Genomic DNA, 20,585 nt, shown 5'->3' on the forward strand with positions numbered 1-20,585 from the left:
ATCATCCCCTCACGGCGCTACGCCGTCGTCGAAAACTTGTCGAGGCAAATCCACACCCGGGCGTAATGCAGGTTGGGCATGACGTCAGGGCGTCGATGGCCGATCAATGTGTCTTGCCTCGTCGGCTGTCAGCGCGTTCTCGCGGGTGCCGGAGACAATTATCTCCAAGACCTCGTGCTCGTCCGTGTTTTTGACGTAGCGGTCGCCGACATACTCTCCGCGCTTGAGGACCATGACGCGATCACCCACGGCAAAAATATCAACAAGGCGGTGCGAGATGATGATTTGGGCAACGCCTTGCTTCTTCAGCTCCAGCATGGTTTCGAGCAGCCGTTCGGTCGCCATCACGGAAAGGTTGGCAGTCGGTTCGTCGAGGATCACGACACGCGGTTCGAACGAGATCGCGCGGGCAATCGCTACAGATTGCTGTCGACCGCCTGACAGGCTTTCAACCTTTTGATAGACGGAATTCACGTCGACTTTGAGCCGTTTCAGAACACTGTCGGCCTCGGCATACATCTTTCGTCGGTTGACGAAGGGGCCCCTGAGGGGCCAGCGGCCAAGGAAGATGTTCTGACCGACATCCATGTTCCCGCAAAGCGCGAAGTCCTGATAGATCATCTCGATTCCGGCGTCGCGGCTCTCGTGCGGACCCTTGAAATACACCGGTTGCCCAGCAACCAGGATTTCGCCGGAATCGCGCTGATAGGCACCGGTCAGAATCTTCATCAGCGTCGACTTGCCGGCCGAATTGTCGCCGACTAGGCCGAGAATCTCGCCTGGATAAAGTACGAGATCGACTTTGCGGAGTGCCTGCACGGCTCCGAAGGCCTTCTCGATGCTCCGCATTTCCACAATCGGCTGTAAGGGCTGCGCGTCAGCCATGGATGCGTTCTCCCGTTGGCGCAGCTTTCGTGAAAAGGCCCCGCAGGCGCGCGAAGACATTGGCCTGACGCACCCATATGTCGATCAGCACTGCCACAATGAGGATGACCCCAATGAAGACATTGATCCAGTGCTGCGGCATGCTGAAGCCCTGGACGTTGAGCTGCAGGAGTGCCCGGATGAGCGTGATGACGGCCGCACCGGCAAGCGAACCGATCATCGTGCCATAACCGCCGAAGATCGATCCGCCGCCGATGATAACGGAGGCGATGGCGTCAAGCTCCCGGAACTGGCCGGCAACCGGGTTGAAGCTGCGGAAGTAAGCGACGTTGATGATCCCGGCCACGGCTGCGCACAGAGCGGCCAGCATGAGTGAAATGAAACGCACGCGGTTCGTGTTGATGCCGGCATAAGCGGCGGCGCGGACGTTGCCGCCCGCCGCGCAGACTTTTAGTCCGAATGGTGTGTAGGCAAGCACGATACCAGCGATGACGGCGACCAAAAACATAAACATCGTCTGGATGCTGACGACCTCGGCCACCGAGCGAATGATCCCCGGCGGCAGCGATAGGCCGAAATGCAGGAGAACGTCATTCACCTTGCGACCAAGCAGGTTGTAGCCTTCAGGCCAGCCGGTCAGTTGCTGGCCGGCGACGAACCAGGCGGCGAGACCTCGGGCAATGTAGAACATGCCGAGCGTGGCAATGAAGGCGGGTAGCTTGAAGCCGACTGTGACGACGGCGTTGACGAGGCCGGCAGCGCTCCCCGCGAGCAGCCCCATCGCTACAGCAGTGAACGGATCGGCGCCCAATACCTTCAAGAAATAGGCTGCGGTGCTGCCTGCAAGCGCAAGCACTGCGCCAACGGAGAGATCGATATCGCCGGCTGCGATGACGTAAGTCAGTCCGACGGTTATGAGTGCCAGTTCTGTGTAGTTGAGCAGGATCGCGAAGGTGTTGGGCAGATTCCACCAGTAATCGGGCCTCAGCGCCAAGCCGGTCAGCCACAGCACCGCGGTCAGGATGATGGCGAGCGCGTCACGGCGCGCGAGGAACTTGCCGAGCCCGGTAGCCGAGAGTGCGATATCGGTCGCCATCGCCCCTTTCGTCTGCGCGCCCTCCAGGGCCACGCCGCCGGTCTCGTAGGCCGGCGGCGGTGGTCTGCCGCGGATCCAGGCCCAGAACCGGGCCGCGATCTGGCGGCGAATGAGGAACGGCTCGATGAGCACGGCCGTGACGAGAAGGAGACCCAGGAAAACCAACACGGCACCGGCGGGTAGGGTGAACCTGGCACCGACGGCAATGCTCTCCCCATCGATAACGACGGTACGCGTGATCGGCCAGCCCTCGCGCAATACCTTGTCGATCAGCACGACGGCTGCGGCACCAAGGCAAGACCCGATTACCCGACCGCGCCCACCCAGGATCGATGCACCGCCTATGACGACAGACGCGATAACGGTGAGTTCCCAACTGACGCCGTAGAGAGGAGTGACACCCTTGTCCTGCGCAGCTGACAGGAGAGCAGAAAGGGTCGCGCAAAGCGATGAGAGCAGGTAAGCGCGAATGCGCACCCAGCGCGTGCGGATGCCGGCATAGGCTGCAGCCTGCTCGTTTCCGCCCGTAGCAAAGGTCTCATAGCCCCAACGGGTCTTGGCAAGCACATAAGCGCCGATGACAGCGATGAGAAGGAAGATCGCGATCTGGTTGTTGAAGCCGAGTGCATTGATCTCGCCGAGATGAAAGAAGAGCGGATAGTCTTTCGCCTTGCTGGAGTAATAGATCGCCTGACCATGCGTAAGCGCAAGAACGAAGCCACGACCGATGAAAAGCATCGTCAGCGTAGCAATGAAGGCAGGCACTCTCAGGGTCGTCACAAGCACGCCGTTGACGAGGCCAATCACCGTGCCCAGCAGCACACAGAAGATTGCGGACTCCATGACCCCAAAGTCGAGAACGTTCGACGCAAAAAGCCTGGCGAAAACCACGGCGATCAGTCCGTAGGTGGAGCCGACCGAAAGATCGAGATCCTTGTTGGCGATGACAAAGGTCATTCCGACCGCGATGATCCCGACACGGGATGTATCGCGCAGCAGCGCGTGAAGGGCTTCCGGAGAGCCAAAAAAGGCCGGATTGACGAAAGCGCCGCCGAGATAGAGCAACATGAGGAAGAGCAGCAGCCCAGCCTCCCAGCCGCCGACGAGCTGAGGCGGCGCGCGGCCTAACGATGTTGTCGTGGACGCCATGGTCTCTGCCGATCAACCTTGCCGTCGCGATGCCGGAGGCTTGCGTCCTCCCGCATCGATTTCAGGCGTTTCAGGTGGTTAGTTCTCGAAGCGCTTGCCAACGTTTGCGACGGTCTCCTTCGTCACCAGTTGTGCACGCGTGTCGAGGTTGGCGGCAGCAATGCCGCGATCGATCTGCAGGTAAAGCTGCATGACAGGCCAGAAGCCCTGCAGGAAGGGTTGCTGTCCCAGCGAGCCGGTCAGGTTTCCAGCGGCAATGCCCTCTTGCTGCGCCGGGCCGAGATCGAAACCAAATGCGCAGAACTTGCCGGTCCGCCCCATCTGCGCGACCGCCTTCACGAGCGGTGGCGTGAAGACGTTGTTGGCTGTGAAGGCGCCGACCGCGTCGCCGCGGGACTCGAAGAGCGAAACGAGCGCATTGACCGGATCGTTCGGGTTCGTGTCGATCCCGACATTCTCCGGCCCGGCGTCGACCTTGAAAGCGTCAAGCTTGCCGGCATCCTTCAACGTCTTGACGATGGCGTTGAAAGCGGCAGTCACGCGGTTGTTCACCTCAACGTTGCCCATCGCGGTCGACGACGGCAAGAGAATCGAGCCGCTGGTCGCGCCGCTTGCAAGCACGCAATTGGCGAGTGCCTCGCCGCCGATTGCTGCGGCCGATGCGTCCTGGCCGGTATGACTAATGTTGTTGCGATGGAGGATGGTCCCATCGAACGAGTTGGTCGTCGCGATCGGTATGCCTGCCGCCTCGGCTGCCTTGACGATGTCATTATAGGCGCCAATCTGCGGCGTCGTCATGATAATACCGTCTATTGTCGGGTCCTGGGCAATCTGGTTCAGGATCTCGATCTCACGCGCTGGATCGTCTACCGGTGATTCCGAACCAAGCAGCAGGATCTTGGCGCCGATCATGTTGCCGGCGACGGTCGCGCCGACATAGACAGGATCAAAAAAGCCGTTGCCTGCCGTATGCGTCACGATCGCGAAGGTCAAATGACCGTCAGCCGAATGGAAATCTTTCGTGCCGGGCGCTTCCTTGGCAGCTTCTGCAAAATTGTAGCCGCCAACCGCTTTCTCAACGCTGCCCGACTGCGCAAATGCGTGCGAGACGCCGAGCGATAGTACCGCAGCTGACGCCGCGTACAGCAAAGTCCGCCTCATGATTAATCCTCCCTTGAGCCAAGGGAGGAAAGCCGTTCGGGCGCAATTTATAGAGAGTGACGGCCGAAGGCTTCCTCCCATGCGCTAATATTCTGCGCAATTGTGATGCAAGTAAACGATGAACTCATCGTAAGGGTGAATTTGTTTGCCGTGGACACTTCTTATACTTGTGTTGACCGGCAAATAGCCGTCGAAGTCGTGTTTGGATGCCTCCAGGCAGATCGGAGCGCATTTCGCCAGCGCTGGCGGGCGTCGGTATTCGAAATCCAGGACCGGGCATCACCGGTTACGGCATTTGCAGCCGCGGACCTTCGACCCGGCACAAACCGACGGACACCGGGTATGGCGATGGCTGCGGGATTGACCGCCCGCATCGGGTTGCCACTATCATCTAGCCGCGATGCGCTGGCACACGACTGTGGGAATAGCCGGTTGCCGTTCATCGATCCGGTAGTTTGCGGTCAGGGCTGCCACTGCGGCATCTGCCGAAGCCTCGCTTGCGGCATGCACCAGCGCAATCGGGTCGCCTTGTTCGACAGCCGTGCCAAGCGGAAGAATGTCTGAAATCCCAACGCGATGATCGATCCTGTCGTCGGGATGCCGTCGTCCGCCACCGAGGTCGACAACGGTCATGCCGATCTCGCGAACGTCGCAGCCGCAAAGCCAACCGGGCCGAGGCGCGGGAACCGGCTTCGTGACCGGTGCCTTGACGAGATATTTGTCCGGCGCTTGCAAAAGATCCGATGGGCCGCCGAGAAGGTGGACCATGCGGGCAAACTTCTCGGCGGCCCTGCCTGAAGCAAGGGCGTCTGCGGCCCGCGTTTCACCGTCCCGCAGTGACGAGGCCAGGCCGGATTTCATCAGCATCTCGGCCGCAAAGGCCAGCACGGCCGCCTCGAGGCGTGTGTTCTTCTTGCCGCCTGCCAGAAATTCCAGGCAATTGCGGATCTCGACGGCATTTCCTGCCGCATCCGCGAGCGGCTGGTTCATGTCGGTGATCAGCGCCGACGTCCTGACGCCTGCGCTATTGGCGACATCGACAAGCGCGCGGGCCAGTGTCTCGGCGTCTTTCGGCTCGGCCATAAACGCGCCGCTACCGACCTTGACGTCGAGGACCAGTGTCTGCAGCCCGGCCGCAAGTTTCTTCGAGAGGATCGAGGCGGTGATGAGCGGGATCGAGTCGACGGTCGCCGTCACATCCCGCACGGCGTAGAGCTTGCCATCGGCAGGAGCAAGGGCTCCGGTCTGCCCGATGATAGCGCATCCGACATCCTTCACGACCTTGCGAAAGAGGGTTGCGTCGGGGGTGATGGTGTAGCCGGGAATGGCTTCGAGCTTGTCCAATGTTCCGCCGGTATGGCCAAGGCCACGACCGGAAATCATCGGAACCGCCAGGCCGCATGCTGCGGCGATCGGCGCGAGCATCAGGGAAACGTTGTCGCCGACACCGCCTGTTGAATGCTTGTCGGCGATCGGACGGTCGATGTCGGTCCAGCTCAGCGTGTCGCCCGAGTGCGCCATTGCAAGCGTCAGGGCCACGACCTCTTCGCGCGACATGCCCTTGAACCAGACTGCCATGGCAAAGGCGCCGATCTGCCCCTCCGAGAGCTGGCCGGACGCAAGTGCGGCAATGAACGACTGAATGTCCCCTTCGGAAAGCGTCTCGCCGTTTCGTTTCTGGCGGATGATCTCCTGCGGGATCATTTCAATAGCTCGATGCAGCGGCGGGCGCGGATTGCGTGCCGCTAAGAACGGCAAGGATATCGTCGAGCAATCCGGACGCACCGAAGCGGAAGGTGGATGGCATGGGCCAATCCGGTGCCATGATCGTCTCCGCAAGGCTCAGATAGAGCGCAGCGTCTGCCACCGATCCGATACCACCCGCCGGCTTGAAGCCGACCTTACGGCCACTCTGGCGGATGACCCGCAACATGATGTCGGCAGCTTCCAACGTCGCATTGACGGACACCTTGCCGGTGGACGTCTTGATGAAATCAGCGCCGGCCTCGATGGCGAGTTCGGAGGCGCGACGGATCAGCGCCGCGTCCTTGATTTCGCCAGTCTCGAGAATGACCTTCAGAAGAACCGGATCCTTGCACTCGGCGCGGACGGCCGCAACCATGTCGGTGACGGCCTTGCCGCTACCCGTCATGAACTTGCGATAGGGGATGACGAGGTCGATTTCGTCGGCGCCATCGGCAATCGCCTCGCGAGTTTCGGCGGCGACGTCGGCAACTTCCATCTCGCCGGAGGGGAAGTTGACCACGGTCGCAATGCGCACCGGATGGCCTGTGCCGAGGACGGCGCGGGCGCGGGCAACGAAGCGTGGCCAGATGCAGATCGCTGCCGTGCTGCCAAAAGGGGTCTGAGCCCGGGCGCACAGCGCATCGATCTGCGCCTCGGTGCAATCATCCTTGAGGTTGGTGAGATCGAGGAGGGAAAGGGCGACGGCCGCCGTCTCCTTGCTGGAATGACTGGTCATTGTTCGCGTTCTCCTGCAATCATTTCTTTCAGTATGGCAGCGAGGCGAGCGCCGCCGATCGGAGCCATGTCCTTGGTTTCGTCATGGCTCAGTTCGCCGCCGGTCATGCCGGCTCCATAGTTGGTGATAACGGACGCTGCCGCAACCCTTAAGCCCAGCATTCGCGCGATAATGACCTCCGGCACGGTCGACATGCCAACGGCATCCGCGCCGAGAATGCGGGCCATCCGGATTTCAGCGGGCGTCTCGAAGCTCGGACCAGAAAACCACATATAGACGCCTTGCGACAATGCGATGCCGATCGTCGCTGCAGCCTTACGCATCTTGTCGGCTAGGCTTGCATCGTAAGCGCTTGTCATGCCCACGAAGCGTCGGTCACTTTCCTCGCCGATCAGCGGATTCATGCCGGAATAGTTGATGTGATCGGTGATCTGCATCACCGAGCCGGGCGGCATGTCGTTTCGCAAGGAACCGGCGGAATTAGTCAGGATCAAGGTTTCAATGCCAAGACCCTTGAGTACCTCGATCGGCAGCCGCATCGCGCTCGCATCGCCTTTCTCGTAAAAGTGGACCCGGCCGGACAGCATGACGACCGGGACACCACCAAGCGAACCGGCAACCACCTCGCCGGCATGGCCCGAAACAGCGCTGACCGGAAAGCCGGGCAAATCATGGTACGGAATGCGATGCGCGTCTGTCAGTTGGCCGACCAGCGAACCGAGGCCGGAGCCAAGCACAATGCCGTAGCGCGGCGAAAGGCCGCCGAGCTTGCCGGCAAGCACGTCCAGCGCGGCACTCATCCGAGTTCGGTCTCGAAGCTGAAGGGCAGGAGCTCGTCCATGGTCATCGTCTTCTTCACGCCGGCTTCGTCGCAGAGATAGATCTTCGTATCCTTGGAAGCGAACTCCGAGATCTTCTGCCGGCAACCGCCACAGGGCGGGCAAAGGGGCAGCTTCTCGGCGATAACAGCCATTTCGACGATTTTCTTGGCACCGCCCATGATCATGGCGCTGATAGCGGTCGGCTCCGCACACCAGCCCTGCGGGAAAGACAGGTTCTCGATATTGGCGCCGGTATAGACCTTGCCATCCTCGGCGCGGATCGCTGCACCGACCGGGAACTTCGAATAGGGGGCATGAGCGAAAGCCATGGCTCCGCGAGCGGCCTCGAAAAGATCGTGGGACATGTTCTCAACGTTCCTTCGTATAGGGGATACCCCCCGCCTTCGGCGGGATTGCCACGCCGATGAAACCGGCGAGCAGAATGCAGGTGAGGATATAGGGCAGCGCCTGGAAGATCTGCACCGGCACTTCGCCGATCAGAGGAACCTGCTTGCCCTGCATGAAGTTCGCCAGCGCATCGAGGAAGCCGAAGAGGAGGCAGGCGAACATGACGGGTACCGGCTTCCACTTCGCAAAGACCAGCGCCGCAAGCGCAATGTAGCCCTTACCGGCCGACATATCCTTGATGAAGGCTGCCGATTGCGCGATCGCCAAGTAGGTTCCGGAGAAACCGCAGAGGATGCCGGCGCACATCACCGCACGATAGCGCAGCCAGCTCACCGAAATGCCCGCCGTATCGACCGCGCCGGGATTCTCGCCCACCGCCCGCAATCGCAAGCCGAAGCGAGTGCGATAGAGGATCCACCAGGAGAGGGGAACGGCAAGGAAGGCAAGGTAAGTCAGGATGTTGTTGCCCGAGATCACGTTGGCATAGAGCGGACCGATGACGGGAACGCCGCGGATTGCATCGGCACCGGGCAGCACGATCGGAGCAAAGCGGGCGTCCGGAAGCAGCTGCGGCGTGCGACCGCCCTGGCCGAACCAGGCGCCGCCGAGAACGATCGTGATACCGGCGATGAAGAAGTTGATCGCCACGCCCGAGATGATCTGGTTGCCGCGATTGGTGATGGAGGCGAAGCCATGCACGAGGCTGAGCGCCATTGAGCAAATGATACCGGCACCAAGACCGAGCCAAGCTGAGCCGGTCAGGTAGGCGACGCACGCCGCCGCGAACGCCGAGCCAAGCATCTTGCCTTCGAGGCCAATGTCGAAGATGCCGGCACGCTCGGAGAACAGACCTGCCAACGCGGTGAAGATCAGCGGGATCGACAAGCGGATCGTGGAGCTCAGGACGCTGATGAAGATGTCATAATAATCCATCGTCCGTTCCCCCTCACGCGGCCTTGAACTGTTGGTAGGCGCGAACCATCGCAGGTCTGAACATGTATTCCAGCGCGCCCGCGAAGAGGATGACGAGACCCTGGATAACCAGGATCATTTCGCGCGTGATGTTCGGCATCTCGAAGGAGATCCAGTCGCCACCCTGATAGAGGATGCCGAAGAGGACCGCCGAGAAGATGATCCCGACAGGATGATTTCTTCCCATCAGCGACACGGCGATGCCAACGAAGCCGGCTCCACCGACAAACTCTACCTGCAGACGGGCCGAGGAGCCCATCACCGGATTAAGCGCCATCATGCCGGCCAGCGCGCCGGAGAGCAGCATCGCGATCATGACGGTACGGGCGTAGGGGATGCCGGCATAGGCTGCCGCGCTTTGGCTGACGCCAAGCGTCCGCATTTCGAAGCCGAGCTTGGTGCGCCAGATCAGCAGCCAGACGAAATAGGCGGCAATGAGCGCGATAAGGAAGGAGACGTTGAACGGTGCGGCGCCAAGCTTGGCGCCGAAAAGGTTCATAAGCCAGCCGAGTTTCGGCAATTGACCGCCTTCAAGGAATGTCCGTGTTTCCGGAGCCATCTTGCCAGGCACGATAAGCACATGCACCAGCAGATACACCATCAATGCTGCGCCGATATAGTTGAACATGATAGTGGTGATGACGATGTGGCTGCCGCGCTTGGCCTGAAGGAAAGCCGGGATGAAGGCCCAGGCGGCACCAAAGAGGCCCGCGCCCACCACCGCCACCGGCATGGTCACATACCATGGCACATAGTGGTCGAGCGCCAGCGCCACCAGCGCGCAGCCGAGGCCGCCGAGATAGGCCTGGCCTTCCGAACCGATGTTGAACAGGCCCGCGTGAATAGCCACCGCTACGGAAAGTCCGGTGAAGATGAAGCTCGTCGCATAGTAGAGCGTAAAGCCGATGCCTTCGCCGCTACCGAGCGCGCCTTCGATCAGCAGCGACAGGGCCGCAAGCGGGCTCTCCCCGATCAGCCAGACGACGAAGCCGGAGATCAGGAAGGCGACGAACAGATTCAACAGCGGGATGAGGCCGTAGTTGATCCAATTTGGAAGTGGAACTGAAGCGGTGCTCATGAAGGCCTCACGCGGCAATGCCGGCCATCATCAGGCCGAGGGTCTGTTCACCGGCATCGGGCGTCTTCTCGCCGACGACATGGCCGGCAAACATGACAAGGATACGGTCTGAAAGGGCGCGGATTTCGTCAAGCTCGACGGAGACAAGCAGGATCGCCTTGCCTTGGTCGCGCATCTCGATGATCCGGCGATGGATGAATTCGATGGCGCCGATATCGACGCCGCGCGTCGGCTGGCCGATGATCAGCGCCGTCGGATCGCGCTCGATCTCGCGCGCCACGACGATCTTCTGCTGGTTGCCGCCGGAGAAGTTCGCGGTCTTCAGCCGCGGGTTCGGCGGACGGATGTCGTATTTCTCGATCTTCTCCATGGCGTCCTTGCGGATCGCGTCGAGATCGAGCAGCGGGCCTTTGCTGTAGTCAGGATTGCGGTGGTAGCCGAGAACGGAGTTCTCGTATTCCTCGAACTTCAGCACCAGCCCCATGTGATGCCGGTCTTCCGGAATATGGGCAAGGCCAAGCTCGCGCAAGCGCGCCGGATCGGCTTTGTCGATCGTTTGCCCGTCGAGGAAGATTTCGCCGGAATGCGGCTTGCGGATGCCGGCAATCGCCTCCAGCAATTCGGACTGCCCGTTGCCGGCGACGCCAGCAATGCCGACAATCTCGCCGGCGCGGACATCGAAGGACACGTTGTCGACCATGATGACGCCGCGATTGTCCTTAACCGTGAGGCTGCGGACCGACAGGATCACCTTGCCAGGATTGGCCTCACCCTTCTGAACACGCAGCAGGACGCGGCGGCCGACCATCAGCTCGGCCAGTTCCTCGACGGTCGTCTCGGATGTCTTGCGGGTCGCCACCATCTCGCCGCGGCGCATGACGGAAACGGTGTCGGTGATCGCCATGATCTCGCGCAGCTTGTGGGTGATCAGAATGACGGTCTTGCCTTGGTCGCGCAGGACGCGAAGGATTTTGAACAGATGGTCGGCTTCGGCCGGCGTCAGCACGCCCGTCGGCTCGTCAAGAATGAGGATCTCGGCGCCGCGGTACATGGCCTTGAGGATTTCCACGCGTTGCTGCAACCCGACCGGAAGCTCTTCGATCAACGCATCGGGATTGACCTCGAGGCCGTAGTCCTTTTCCAGGCGCCGCAGCTCGGCCCGCGCAGAAGAGACTCCCTTGGCGAGCAGCGCACCGCCCTCGGCCCCAAGCATGATGTTTTCGAGCACCGTGAAATTGTCGACCAGCATGAAGTGCTGGTGCACCATACCGATCCCGGTGGCGATCGCAGCCTGGCTGTCCTTAATGGTCACGGGATTGCCGTTGACGCGAATCTCACCGCTATCGGCATGGTAGAAACCGTAGATGATCGACATCAAGGTCGATTTCCCGGCACCGTTTTCCCCGATGATGCCGTGAATCGTACCCTTGGCGACGGTAAGATTGATGTCTTTGTTGGCGTGAACGGCACCGAATTTCTTGTCGATGCCCACAAGTTCGATAGCGGGCGTGTCTGTCACAGCAGGCTCCAAATACGAAAAGGGCGTATGACGGAGTAACTCCGCCATACGCCCGTCTCAGTCACGGATCACTTCGGGCAAGCGTTGTCCGTCGTGTAGTCGTGAACCTTGATGGTTCCCGCGATGATGCCTTCCCTGGCCTTGTCGAGCGCAGCCTGCATTTCCGGCGTGATCAGCGCCTTGTTGTTGTCGTCGACGGCAGCGGCAACGCCGTCCTCCTTGACGCCGAGCGCCTGGACGCCGGCCGTGAACTTGTCACCCTTGACATCGCTGAAACCGTTGTAGACTGCGAGGTCAACACGCTTGACCATCGAGGTCAGGACGGAGCCCGGGTGAAGGTGGTTCTGGTTGCTATCGACGCCGATCGAGAGTTTCTTGTTGTCGGCAGCCGTCTGCAAGACGCCGAGGCCGGTTGCGCCCGCTGCCGCGTAGATGACGTCCGCGCCCTGATCAATCTGGTTCTTGGTGAGTTCGCCACCACGTACCGGGTCATTCCAAGCAGCCCCCGTCGTGCCGGTCATGTTCTGGAACACTTCGACATCAGCCTTGACGGAGCGTGCGCCCTGCTCGTAGCCGCATTCGAACTTGCGGATCAGCGGAATGTCCATGCCGCCGACGAAGCCGACCTTGCCGGTCTTCGAAGCGAGGCCAGCAAGTGTGCCAACGAGGAAGGAACCTTCTTCTTCCTTGTAGACGACGGAACGGACGTTCGGTTTGTCGACGACGGCGTCAACGATGACGAACTTTGTGTCGGGAAATTCAGCCGCGACCTTCTCGATGGCCGAGGTCCAGGCGAAGGAGACGGCGATAACCGGGTTGAAGCCACGGCTTGCGAAGTTGCGGATTGCCTGTTCGCCCTGGGTGTCGCCGGTCGGCTCGAAGTCGCGATAAGCGATCCCCGTTTCCTTCTTGAACTTCTCGGCGCCATTATAGGCTGCTTCGTTAAAGGACTTATCGAACTTCCCGCCGGTACCGTAGACGAGCGCCGGCTTGACGTCGGCGGCGAGCGCCGTCGTGGACATGGCAGCCACGGCCAGGAGAGTCAGAAGGGATTTTTTCATGAGTTGCAGCCCTATTGTTTCTAATTGTTTGGGTCCTCCCGCAAGCCTGTTCCAGGCATGTCTGCGGAACCACCGACCTCCCCCCGGAGGCCTGGCTGGCGCATCCTTGCATGGCTCAAAAAAAATTTCACGAGAAATTTTTCGGCTGGTAAAAATTTGCCGCAATTGCCAAAAATCAGCTCATGCGGGCTGATTTTTGCGCAAAATCATCGTTGGGCTGCGATTTTTCTAGCCAAGCGGGCAGCTTGAGCCGGTTTCGCGTAGGACCGCATATCCGTTCGGATTCGAGGCCAACGAGATAGGTAGCGACTTGGATTATGCAGCGAAACGGCCCGCGACCGGCGGCTTTTTGTAGCCCGCCATCCACAACAGAAGCGATAGCACCAGAAATACCGCGAAGGCCGGCTGAAGCATGAGCCACTGGAAGGCAAGTGTGTAGAACCGCGGGTGGATATAGTAGGCAATGCTCGATTGCAGTGCTTCCAACGACGACGGATTCAAATCCTGCCATGCGTCACCCATGGGCGTTATGACCACGGAAGAGGCGGCAACGGACTGGATTGAATCGATCGTTCCGGCAATCACGGCAACAGCCAGGGCAACAAGACTTGCCAAACGCAAAAGGAAACGCATCGATCTCTCCGGCCACTAATGCACCGGGCTCTCGCCCGGCCAGCCGCGCCATTCGCCACCCAAATTAAAGATAGTTACGGGTGGGTGGAACTGCAATGGAGGCCCTGGCCGCACTTTTACCGGAAGAAGTCAAAAAACTGTTAGATTTGGGTTGATCGGCGAAAATTCATCGGTATATATCGCGGCCGTTCCGACGATTTGCATCTTAGCCGATGCAGACCGCCTAAAGGACAGGTGGCCGAGTGGTTTAAGGCGCACGCCTGGAACGCGTGTGTACGTGAAAGCGTACCGTGGGTTCGAATCCCACCCTGTCCGCCATCTCACCTATTGTCCAGTGCGGAGACATAGGTAATAAAACGTGCCTAACACATGGGTGACAACCTCGTGCCGAACGGGTTGTCGATGGTTTGCAAAGTCCGCTGCTCCAGGTCGATATATCCCAGATCATAGTGCATGAAACTGACGAGCCAAATACCGTCGTCGACTTCCGTGATTCCGAGTTCTGGCCGGCCATGACGGTTGAGATATTGATCTTCTTGCGGTGCATGCAGATGCGGCCGCCCGAAAGATCGTGCGACAACTCTTTCAGATTCCACCCTCTCTTGCTTGCGTTCCGTTGGGCATCGGCAAGCGAACTACCCAACTCGAAATTGCGCAAGCCATGAAGTGTTTTGCGCGCACACTATGCCGCTGTTCGACACCGACGCGATCACCGCAAAGAAGAAGCGGCAAACTAAACACAAGGGATGGCGCATCATCAGAAGAGAAATTATGCTCGTCATCACGAATGGAACGCTTATCCGCAAGGGGCCCGATAGCTGACGACGCAGCCGTTTCTTCGGCGAGATCGTAGACACGAGCAATGGAGCATCCTATATTAGCAATTGGTACTACCTTTGACTAAGGAAGCTGGCATGGCATCTCCTACCTCGCTCAAGCTCGATGACGAACTGAAAGGCCGAGTCCAACACTTGGCCGAAGTCCGTCGCCGCTCGTCTCACTGGATCATGCGTGAGGCGATTGAGCAATATGTGGAACGTGAAGAGAAACGGGAGGCGCTGCGGAGTGAAACACTCAACGCCTGGGATGAATTTCAGGAAACCGGCCTGCACGTGACTGGCGATGAGGTCGAAAAATGGCTTTCGACCTGGGGAACCGACGACGAGCGCGCTCCACCTGAATGCCACAAATAATCTTCTCCCCGGCCGCCGTTCGTGACCTTGAAAGACTTCGGGAATTCTTGCGGCCGAAAAATCCCCTGGCGGCAAAGCGAGCGGGTGAAACTATTCTCAAGGGCCTACGGGCACTTGGCGCACATCCTTACATGGGCCGCCTCGTTGAGGATCTGCCTGATCAGTATCGGGAATGGCTCATTGATTTCGGTGACAGCGGATATCTTGCGCGCTACCGTATCGATGAGGATATCTTGACGGTCCTCGCCGTGCGCCATCAGAAAGAGGTTGGCTTTTGATGGCACCGTCGTATCGATTTTCCGGCAAAGCTCGCGTAGCCAAGAGCTTCAGTCGCAACATGGCGGCGGGGATCTCGGTTCGATTCCTATCAAGAGCCCAGAGCTGTCCACCGCATCTTCTTCAACAGCGGACCGCGTTCGAAACGCCAACCCCGGGTTCGCGATGTGTTCCGACCAAGCATCTCCAGACGCTCAGAGCACACCGCCTTAACAATCTGAAGTAGCAAATCGGTTTGCTTGGCAAGCCAGTCAAGAGCCTTCCCGCTGATCTCGAAATGCTTCGAATAACGGGGTTTTACATAGGCCTCGTTGAGGGTGTTGAACCAGGCGCGCTCACGATGCTGCTCGCGAGGAAAGGCTTCTGCCAGACGCCGTCCTGTTCTTCGGCTAGAGAGCGGAGGAATTTGATGTTGTGGGAAGGTGGACCGTAGTTGGTCGGCCGTGAAGAACTCGCAAGCCGTTGATTTGATCTAAGAATCGAGGGGTCTGCAGATTTTCTAATTGCAGGAAACGGCCGCCGAACAGGCTGTTTCCTTGCAAAATCAGTTTGAGGTTTCCCTGGTTGGCGAAGCGTGATTCACTGGGTTATCGCGATGAATCGGAGAGCCAGGAATGGGTAAACCACGCGAACGGCGCGAAACGGGTGAACAGGATTTGTTCCGATCCCGGCTGGACCAGATCATCAACATGAAGCACGAACTGGTGCGCCTGGCGCAGGCGATCGACTGGCCTGTGTTGGAAGCCCGCTTTGGGACGGTGTATTCGGACGGAGCGGGCATGCCGCCATTGCCGACGCGGCTGATGGCGGGGCTGGCCATTCTTAAGCACACGTTCAGCCTGTCGGACGAGGCCCTGTGCGAGCGCTGGGTGGAGAACCCCTATTTCCAGTACCTGTGCGGCGAGGAGTTCTTTCGGCACGACCTATCGTTCGACCGCTCCTCGATGACGCGCTGGCGGCAGCGCATGGGCGAGGAGCGGATCGCCGCGCTCTTGCAAGAGAGCCTGGCCGTGGCTGTCAAGACAGGCGCGATGAAGCCGCAGGATACGCGGCAGGTGATCGTGGACACGACCGTTCAACCGAAGAACGTCATGTTCCCGACGGATGCCAAGCTTATTCACCGGGCGCGCGAACGGTTGGTGCGGCTGGCGAAGAAAATGGGGCTGGATCTGCGCCAGACCTATCTTCGGGTCGGTAAATTCGCCCTGATCCAATACCAACGCTACGCTCATGCGAAGCAATTCAAACGGGCCGGCAAGGCACTGCGCAAGTTGAAGACCTATCTCGGCCGGATCGTTCGCGACATCGAGCGTCAGATCGCCGGTGACGAACAACTCGACGCGATCTTCAAATGGTCGCTCTATCAGGCAAAAACGGTCATCGAGCAGCGGCAACGTCAGCGTGGCCGCAAGATCTATAGCCTGCACGCCGACGAGGTCGAGTGCATTGGCAAAGGCAAGGCGCACAAGCCTTACGAGTTCGGCGTGAAGGTGTCCGTGGCCACAACACTGAACCGTTCAAAGGGCGGGCAGTTCGCCCTGCACGCGGCGGCGCTGCCCGGCAATCCGTACGACGGCCACACGCTCGCGACCGTCGTTCCGGATATGGAAAAGATGATCGGCAACGAGGTCACCCGCATTCTGGCCGACGCTGGATACCGCGGCCACAATGCTCCCGAAAGTCACAAGCTGAGGGTCTTCACCAGCGGCCAGAAGCGCCGCCTCACGCCCGCCATCAAGCGCCAGATGCGACGACGATCGGCGGTCGAACCCGTCATTGGACACCTCAAGAGCGAACACAGAATGGACCGCAATTATCTCGCTGGCGAACAGGGGGATGCCGTCAATGCCGTTCTGGCCGCAGCCGGATACAACTTTTCCCTCCTGCTGCGATGGTTCAGGCAGCTTTTGTGTCTGGTAGCCGCACTAATCTCCACGTCCCAGAGCCGATCGATACCGCAGCTCAATGTCTGATAGCGAGTTCTTCACGATCGACTAGTTGGTTGGCGTCAGCAGGACGCAGGAATAGGCCTGCTCGATCGATTGATGAAGCTCAAAAGCGGCCACGCGAAGCTCCTGCTCTGGAACATAGAACCGACATCCCTTCAGAAATGTCCGTGCCAGCGAAAACCGATCCACATAATGCTCACTCGCCACTCGCAATTGATCCGCCGGTGAGAGTGGCTTGGGTTCCGCAAGCGGCTCATCATCCAGTTCATAAAGGACGATACCTTCCTTGCGGATATCGGCGAAGAAATATTGTCCTTCCTTCAGGTAGGCGTTCACCTCGCGCCTGGAATGAACGATGAAGCTCACGGCGTTTCGATCGACCTTTCGTGGATCAACCGGTCGGGGGCCTTGTACCAGTAATCGGCGAACTCGCAGAGTTTGCGATTGTTGACGATGATCAGGAGATCGAAGTCCGACCGATAGCCCTTCATCGTGAAGGGTTCATCCACCCAGCCTCCCTTGGGCATAGGAGCCGAACAGGACGATCTTCAGGATACGACCGCGCTTCTTGAAGTCTGCAGTGCCGTCCGTCAGCGCGTCTTCAAATTCCTCATGGAGGATTTCCAGAATGCGGCCAAGCTCGCGCTGCTTGGGGTAGCGGAATATGATCGACGGACGACTGCATGGAAGACCGATAGGTGAAAGATCCTGCACCGTCCACCCGCAGTTTTAATAGTCTCCACCTTGCTTGAAGGACACGGGCGAGATACCCCGGACGTCGTGACGGGGGCCATAGCCGCAAAAGGCCTTGCCCGGAAGCAAGGCCTCTTTAATTCAGACCCAATCCGGCGCTGAGAAAGGCGCGACGGAAGGATCGCCGATCCTAGCCGACGGCAGCTGCGCTTTGGTCGCGCTTCGGCAACTTCCAACCCGGTCGGACAAAGTGGCAGGTGTAGCCGTTCGGAATGCGCTCCAGATAATCCTGGTGCTCCGGTTCCGCCTCCCAGAAGGCGCTCACCGGAACGACCTGGGTGACGACCTTGCCGGGCCACAGGCCCGACGCGTTCACGTCAGCGATGGTGTCTTCGGCGGTCAACCGCTGTTCCTCGTTGTCGTAGAATATCGCCGACCTGTAGCTGGCGCCGAGGTCGTTGCCTTGCCGGTTGAGCGTCGTCGGGTCATGGATCTGGAAAAAGAATTCGAGGATGTCGCGGTAGCTGATCTTCGAGGGATCGAACATGATCTCGATTGCCTCGGCATGATTGCCGTGATTGCGATATGTCGCATTCGCCACCTCGCCACCCGTGTAGCCCACGCGAGTTGACACGACGCCGGGATAGCGTCTGATGAGATCCTGCATACCCCAAAAGCAACCGCCCGCCAGTACCGCACGCTCTACAGTCATTGGATCGTCCTTTCAGTCAAACAATGCGCGTCAAACATAGGCAGCCCGCGCCTTGCCCCGTAAATGGGGAGTGGAACCGACTTTTGCCAGTTCATGTCTCCCTCCGGCCGTTTCGTATCTGCCGCTGCGAATTACCGCTTCATGTCGGGGCAGACGTATGGAGCCTTCGCCGCAGCATAGGTGCGCTCGACAACATCCTTTCCTGCGGTGATCTGAAGAGTGAGACCATCCGAGGAAACGGCTTTTATTTTGGCCCGTATCGTCGCTCCGTCCTCGTCCCATGAAAGCTCGTTGGGGGACAATTGCTTCCAAGTCCTGAGAGCATAAGTCTCCCAGCAGGAGTCGATAAGGAGTTTGCCTTTCGGCAGAAAGATCATCATTGGACCGGGCAGGCCGGACTGCGCTTTGGCTTCTATCCACGGCGTGCCGACCAGCAAAGCTGTGACAGCCTTCTCAGCAGCAAGGGTTGGTGTTGAGAGAAGCAATGCGGCGATCGGGCCGGCTGCTGCAACTGGGGTTATCCTCAAAGTCGTTCTCCATAGGCCGGAATCGCCGCCCCGAGCATCAATCACGATTGGGCGAGAATGTGGCCGGACCCTTACGCGCACTGCGCACTGTAAAATAGGATCGGCATTTCAGGACGAACGTCCAAGCGTGGCGCTTAAACGAGCACCGCCTGATCGACGCGATCTTCCGTTCCAAAGAACTTCAGGTAGCGCTGAACCTCTGCGGGATCGCCCGTTGCCTTCTGCGGATTGTCCGACAGTTTCACGGCGGGGCGGCCATTGGCGTCGATGACCTTGCAAACGATGGAGATCGGGTTGAGCCCGGAGATCTCCGTCGGCGCGCAGCCGACGAAATCGTTGGTGAGGTTGGTGCCCCAGCCGAAGCTCATCCGCACCTTGCCCTCGAAGTGCTTGTAGGTGTCGATGATCGCATCGACGTCGAGCCCGTCCGAGAAGATGAGCAGCTTCTGGCGGGGATCGCGACCCATCTTTTTCCACCACTCGATGATCTTCTCGCCGCCCTCGATCGGCGGGGCGCTATCCGGACGGAAGCCGGTCCAATCGGCGACCCATTCAGGCGCGTCGCGCAGGAAGGCGGCCGTGCCGAACGCATCCGGAAGCACGATCAGCAGGTTGCCGCCGTAAAGCTTGTTCCAGTCCCGCAGAACCTTGTAGGGCGCATTGAGCAGTTCCTTGTCTGTTGCGGCGAGCGCTGCGGCCACCATCGGCAGCTCGTGGGCGTTCGTGCCCACGGCCTCCAGATCGGAATCCATGGCGAGTAGGACGTTGCTGGTGCCGGTGAAGGCAGGGCCAATGCCTTCCTTCAATGCTTCGACGCACCAGCGCTGCCACAGGAAGCTGTGGCGGCGGCGTGTGCCGAAATCCGAGATGCGGAGACCAGGCAGTTCACGCAGCCGCTCTACCTTCTCCCACATCCTTGCCTTCGCGCGGGCATAGAGAACATCGAGCGTGAACGGCCCAAGCGCCTTCATCGCAGAGCGCGACCGCAGCTCATTGACGATGGCGAGCGCCGGGATTTCCCACATGGTCGTCTCCTTCCACGATCCGTGGAAGTCGAGCCCATACTGGCCGTCGCGCTTCGACAGCTCATATTCTGGCAGCTGGAAATGAGAGAGCCAGGCGAGAAACTCAGGCTCGAAGATCTGCGCGCGCCCGTAGAAGCTGTTACCTGCGAGCCAGATCATCTCCTTCTTGGAGAGGCGGAGCGAACGGGCATGGTCGAGTTGCTCGCGCAGTTCGCCCTCGTCGATCTCTTCGGCCAGCAGCACCCGTTTTGTGCGGTTGATGAGCGTGAAAGTCGCGTTGACGTCTGGATAGAGTTTCCAGATCATCTGCAACATGAGCAGCTTGTAGAAGTCGGTGTCGATCAGGCTGCGAACAATCGGATCGAGCTTCCAGGTGTGATTGTAAACGCGCCGTGCGATATCGGTCTTGGCCATGAACTCCGCCCATTTCCGAACCGGACAAATCGCGCCAAAAGCCGACGCACGAAGACCGGCTCGTGTGCTTTCTTATCGAAAAATCGGTCGATAAAGTCCAGCGCAAATAGAAATGTACCCCTGCCGGCAATCCGGCAGGGCTTGCTGGTGACCGCCTTGACCCGCCGCGTTCTTATTGCGCAGGCGCATTCGGGGTTGCCGGTGCCATGTTCGATGCCGGCGGCTGGGACGGTGTCTCGGTTGGTACGGCCTTGCCGTTCTGCAGCGAAGGCGATGGCGCCGGTGACGGCTGCTGCGACTGAAGCTGCTGTCCCGGCTGCTGCGGCGCGACCTCCGCCGACTCCTTCTTGCCCCAGATTTCAACGGGGATCCATACGATGAAGGCAAGCATCAACGCGACGATCAGGACCGTAAGAATACGAGTGCCCATGCGGCCCTGCTTCGCCTTGACTGGCGAAATCGTCTCTTCGGCGTGGAGCTTGCCGTCGGATTGTTCCCAGCGCGTTTCCGTCTGGTGAGCCATGCCTTTCT

The 20,585-nt window shown here is 59.6% G+C and carries 19 protein-coding genes, 1 tRNA gene and 3 pseudogenes; 4 read left to right on the forward strand and 19 right to left on the reverse strand.

Annotation, left to right across the window (positions count from 1 at the left end; translation table 11 throughout):
- Window positions 1-84: 84 nt before the first annotated feature.
- The 12 genes from LPU83_RS39395 to LPU83_RS39450 form a co-directional block, all read right to left on the reverse strand.
- Entirely contained in the window at window positions 85-885 is an 801-nt protein-coding gene (locus LPU83_RS39395) for an ATP-binding cassette domain-containing protein (protein ID WP_024313420.1), read from the reverse strand.
- On the reverse strand, window positions 878-3,130 hold the full coding sequence (locus LPU83_RS39400) for an ABC transporter permease (RefSeq protein ID WP_024313421.1): 2,253 nt from the start codon (window positions 3,128-3,130) through the stop codon (window positions 878-880). Before LPU83_RS39400 ends, LPU83_RS39395 begins: the two co-directional genes overlap by 8 nt.
- 78 nt (window positions 3,131-3,208) lie before the next feature.
- The gene (locus tag LPU83_RS39405; RefSeq protein WP_024313422.1) at window positions 3,209-4,291 is read right to left on the reverse strand and encodes a substrate-binding domain-containing protein; all 1,083 of its coding nucleotides are present in this window, start codon (window positions 4,289-4,291) and stop codon (window positions 3,209-3,211) included.
- 387 nt (window positions 4,292-4,678) lie between these two features.
- On the reverse strand, window positions 4,679-5,995 hold the full coding sequence (gene deoA, locus LPU83_RS39410) for a thymidine phosphorylase (RefSeq protein ID WP_024313423.1): 1,317 nt from the start codon (window positions 5,993-5,995) through the stop codon (window positions 4,679-4,681).
- Between the two features lies 1 nt (window position 5,996).
- Window positions 5,997-6,773 (reverse strand): deoxyribose-phosphate aldolase, encoded by a 777-nt coding sequence (deoC, locus tag LPU83_RS39415; RefSeq protein ID WP_024313424.1) that lies wholly within the window; start codon window positions 6,771-6,773, stop codon window positions 5,997-5,999.
- Complete coding sequence (locus LPU83_RS39420; RefSeq protein WP_024313425.1) at window positions 6,770-7,573, reverse strand: purine-nucleoside phosphorylase; 804 nt, start codon at window positions 7,571-7,573, stop codon at window positions 6,770-6,772. Before LPU83_RS39420 ends, deoC begins: the two co-directional genes overlap by 4 nt.
- Window positions 7,570-7,959: a cytidine deaminase gene (locus LPU83_RS39425; protein WP_024313426.1), complete on the reverse strand. Its 390-nt coding sequence runs from the start codon at window positions 7,957-7,959 to the stop codon at window positions 7,570-7,572. The genes LPU83_RS39420 and LPU83_RS39425 overlap by 4 nt, the downstream gene beginning before the upstream one ends.
- Before the next feature lie 4 nt (window positions 7,960-7,963).
- Window positions 7,964-8,935: an ABC transporter permease gene (locus tag LPU83_RS39430; protein WP_024313427.1), complete on the reverse strand. Its 972-nt coding sequence runs from the start codon at window positions 8,933-8,935 to the stop codon at window positions 7,964-7,966.
- A 13-nt stretch (window positions 8,936-8,948) separates the two neighbouring features.
- Window positions 8,949-10,052, reverse strand: coding sequence for an ABC transporter permease (locus LPU83_RS39435; protein WP_024313428.1), 1,104 nt, complete (start codon window positions 10,050-10,052; stop codon window positions 8,949-8,951).
- Window positions 10,053-10,059: 7 nt separating this feature from the next.
- Window positions 10,060-11,571 carry an ABC transporter ATP-binding protein gene (locus tag LPU83_RS39440; protein WP_024313429.1) on the reverse strand — a complete coding sequence of 504 codons (1,512 nt, stop codon included), beginning with the start codon at window positions 11,569-11,571 and terminating at the stop codon, window positions 10,060-10,062.
- A 68-nt stretch (window positions 11,572-11,639) separates the two neighbouring features.
- Window positions 11,640-12,632: a BMP family lipoprotein gene (locus tag LPU83_RS39445; protein WP_024313430.1), complete on the reverse strand. Its 993-nt coding sequence runs from the start codon at window positions 12,630-12,632 to the stop codon at window positions 11,640-11,642.
- A 315-nt stretch (window positions 12,633-12,947) separates the two neighbouring features.
- Window positions 12,948-13,265, reverse strand: a complete 318-nt coding sequence (locus LPU83_RS39450) for a hypothetical protein (RefSeq protein WP_024313431.1) — start codon at window positions 13,263-13,265, stop codon at window positions 12,948-12,950.
- Between the two features lie 228 nt (window positions 13,266-13,493).
- On the opposite strand from LPU83_RS39450, the gene LPU83_RS39455 reads away from it, so the two are divergent.
- Window positions 13,494-13,583: transfer RNA gene (locus tag LPU83_RS39455), tRNA-Ser, on the forward strand.
- 44 nt (window positions 13,584-13,627) lie between these two features.
- On the opposite strand, the pseudogene LPU83_RS75340 reads toward LPU83_RS39455, so the two are convergent.
- Window positions 13,628-13,824, reverse strand: a pseudogene (locus LPU83_RS75340) (IS481 family transposase); the annotation flags it as partial.
- Window positions 13,825-14,179: 355 nt separating this feature from the next.
- On the opposite strand from LPU83_RS75340, the gene LPU83_RS39465 reads away from it, so the two are divergent.
- Together LPU83_RS39465 and LPU83_RS39470 are read left to right on the forward strand one after the other, a co-directional pair.
- A complete protein-coding gene (locus tag LPU83_RS39465) occupies window positions 14,180-14,458 on the forward strand; it encodes a CopG family ribbon-helix-helix protein (protein ID WP_024313432.1) in 279 nt (92 codons plus the stop codon).
- On the forward strand, window positions 14,446-14,736 hold the full coding sequence (locus LPU83_RS39470; RefSeq protein ID WP_024313433.1) for a type II toxin-antitoxin system RelE/ParE family toxin: 291 nt from the start codon (window positions 14,446-14,448) through the stop codon (window positions 14,734-14,736). Before LPU83_RS39465 ends, LPU83_RS39470 begins: the two co-directional genes overlap by 13 nt.
- An 89-nt stretch (window positions 14,737-14,825) precedes the next feature.
- Here the strand turns inward: LPU83_RS39470 and LPU83_RS73965 are convergent.
- Window positions 14,826-15,172 (reverse strand): annotated as a pseudogene (locus LPU83_RS73965) (HEPN domain-containing protein); the annotation flags it as partial.
- A gap of 176 nt (window positions 15,173-15,348) precedes the next feature.
- Here LPU83_RS73965 and LPU83_RS39475 point away from each other — a divergent pair.
- On the forward strand, window positions 15,349-16,707 hold the full coding sequence (locus LPU83_RS39475) for an IS5 family transposase (protein ID WP_037068906.1): 1,359 nt from the start codon (window positions 15,349-15,351) through the stop codon (window positions 16,705-16,707).
- Window positions 16,708-16,868: 161 nt separating this feature from the next.
- Here LPU83_RS39475 and LPU83_RS39480 read toward each other — a convergent pair.
- The 5 genes and pseudogenes from LPU83_RS39480 to LPU83_RS39500 all read right to left on the reverse strand — a co-directional run.
- Window positions 16,869-17,368: pseudogene (locus tag LPU83_RS39480) on the reverse strand (nucleotidyltransferase domain-containing protein); the annotation flags it as partial.
- A gap of 198 nt (window positions 17,369-17,566) precedes the next feature.
- Window positions 17,567-18,088, reverse strand: a complete 522-nt coding sequence (gene msrA / locus LPU83_RS39485; protein ID WP_024313434.1) for a peptide-methionine (S)-S-oxide reductase MsrA — start codon at window positions 18,086-18,088, stop codon at window positions 17,567-17,569.
- Window positions 18,089-18,219: 131 nt separating this feature from the next.
- On the reverse strand, window positions 18,220-18,615 hold the full coding sequence (locus tag LPU83_RS39490) for a hypothetical protein (RefSeq protein ID WP_024313435.1): 396 nt from the start codon (window positions 18,613-18,615) through the stop codon (window positions 18,220-18,222).
- A 134-nt stretch (window positions 18,616-18,749) separates the two neighbouring features.
- On the reverse strand, window positions 18,750-20,054 hold the full coding sequence (pncB, locus tag LPU83_RS39495) for a nicotinate phosphoribosyltransferase (protein WP_024313436.1): 1,305 nt from the start codon (window positions 20,052-20,054) through the stop codon (window positions 18,750-18,752).
- 172 nt (window positions 20,055-20,226) lie between these two features.
- Window positions 20,227-20,577, reverse strand: a complete 351-nt coding sequence (locus LPU83_RS39500; RefSeq protein WP_024313437.1) for a hypothetical protein — start codon at window positions 20,575-20,577, stop codon at window positions 20,227-20,229.
- Between the last annotated feature and the right edge of the window lie 8 nt (window positions 20,578-20,585).

Source organism: Rhizobium favelukesii (assembly GCF_000577275.2).
GTDB lineage: Bacteria > Pseudomonadota > Alphaproteobacteria > Rhizobiales > Rhizobiaceae > Rhizobium > Rhizobium favelukesii.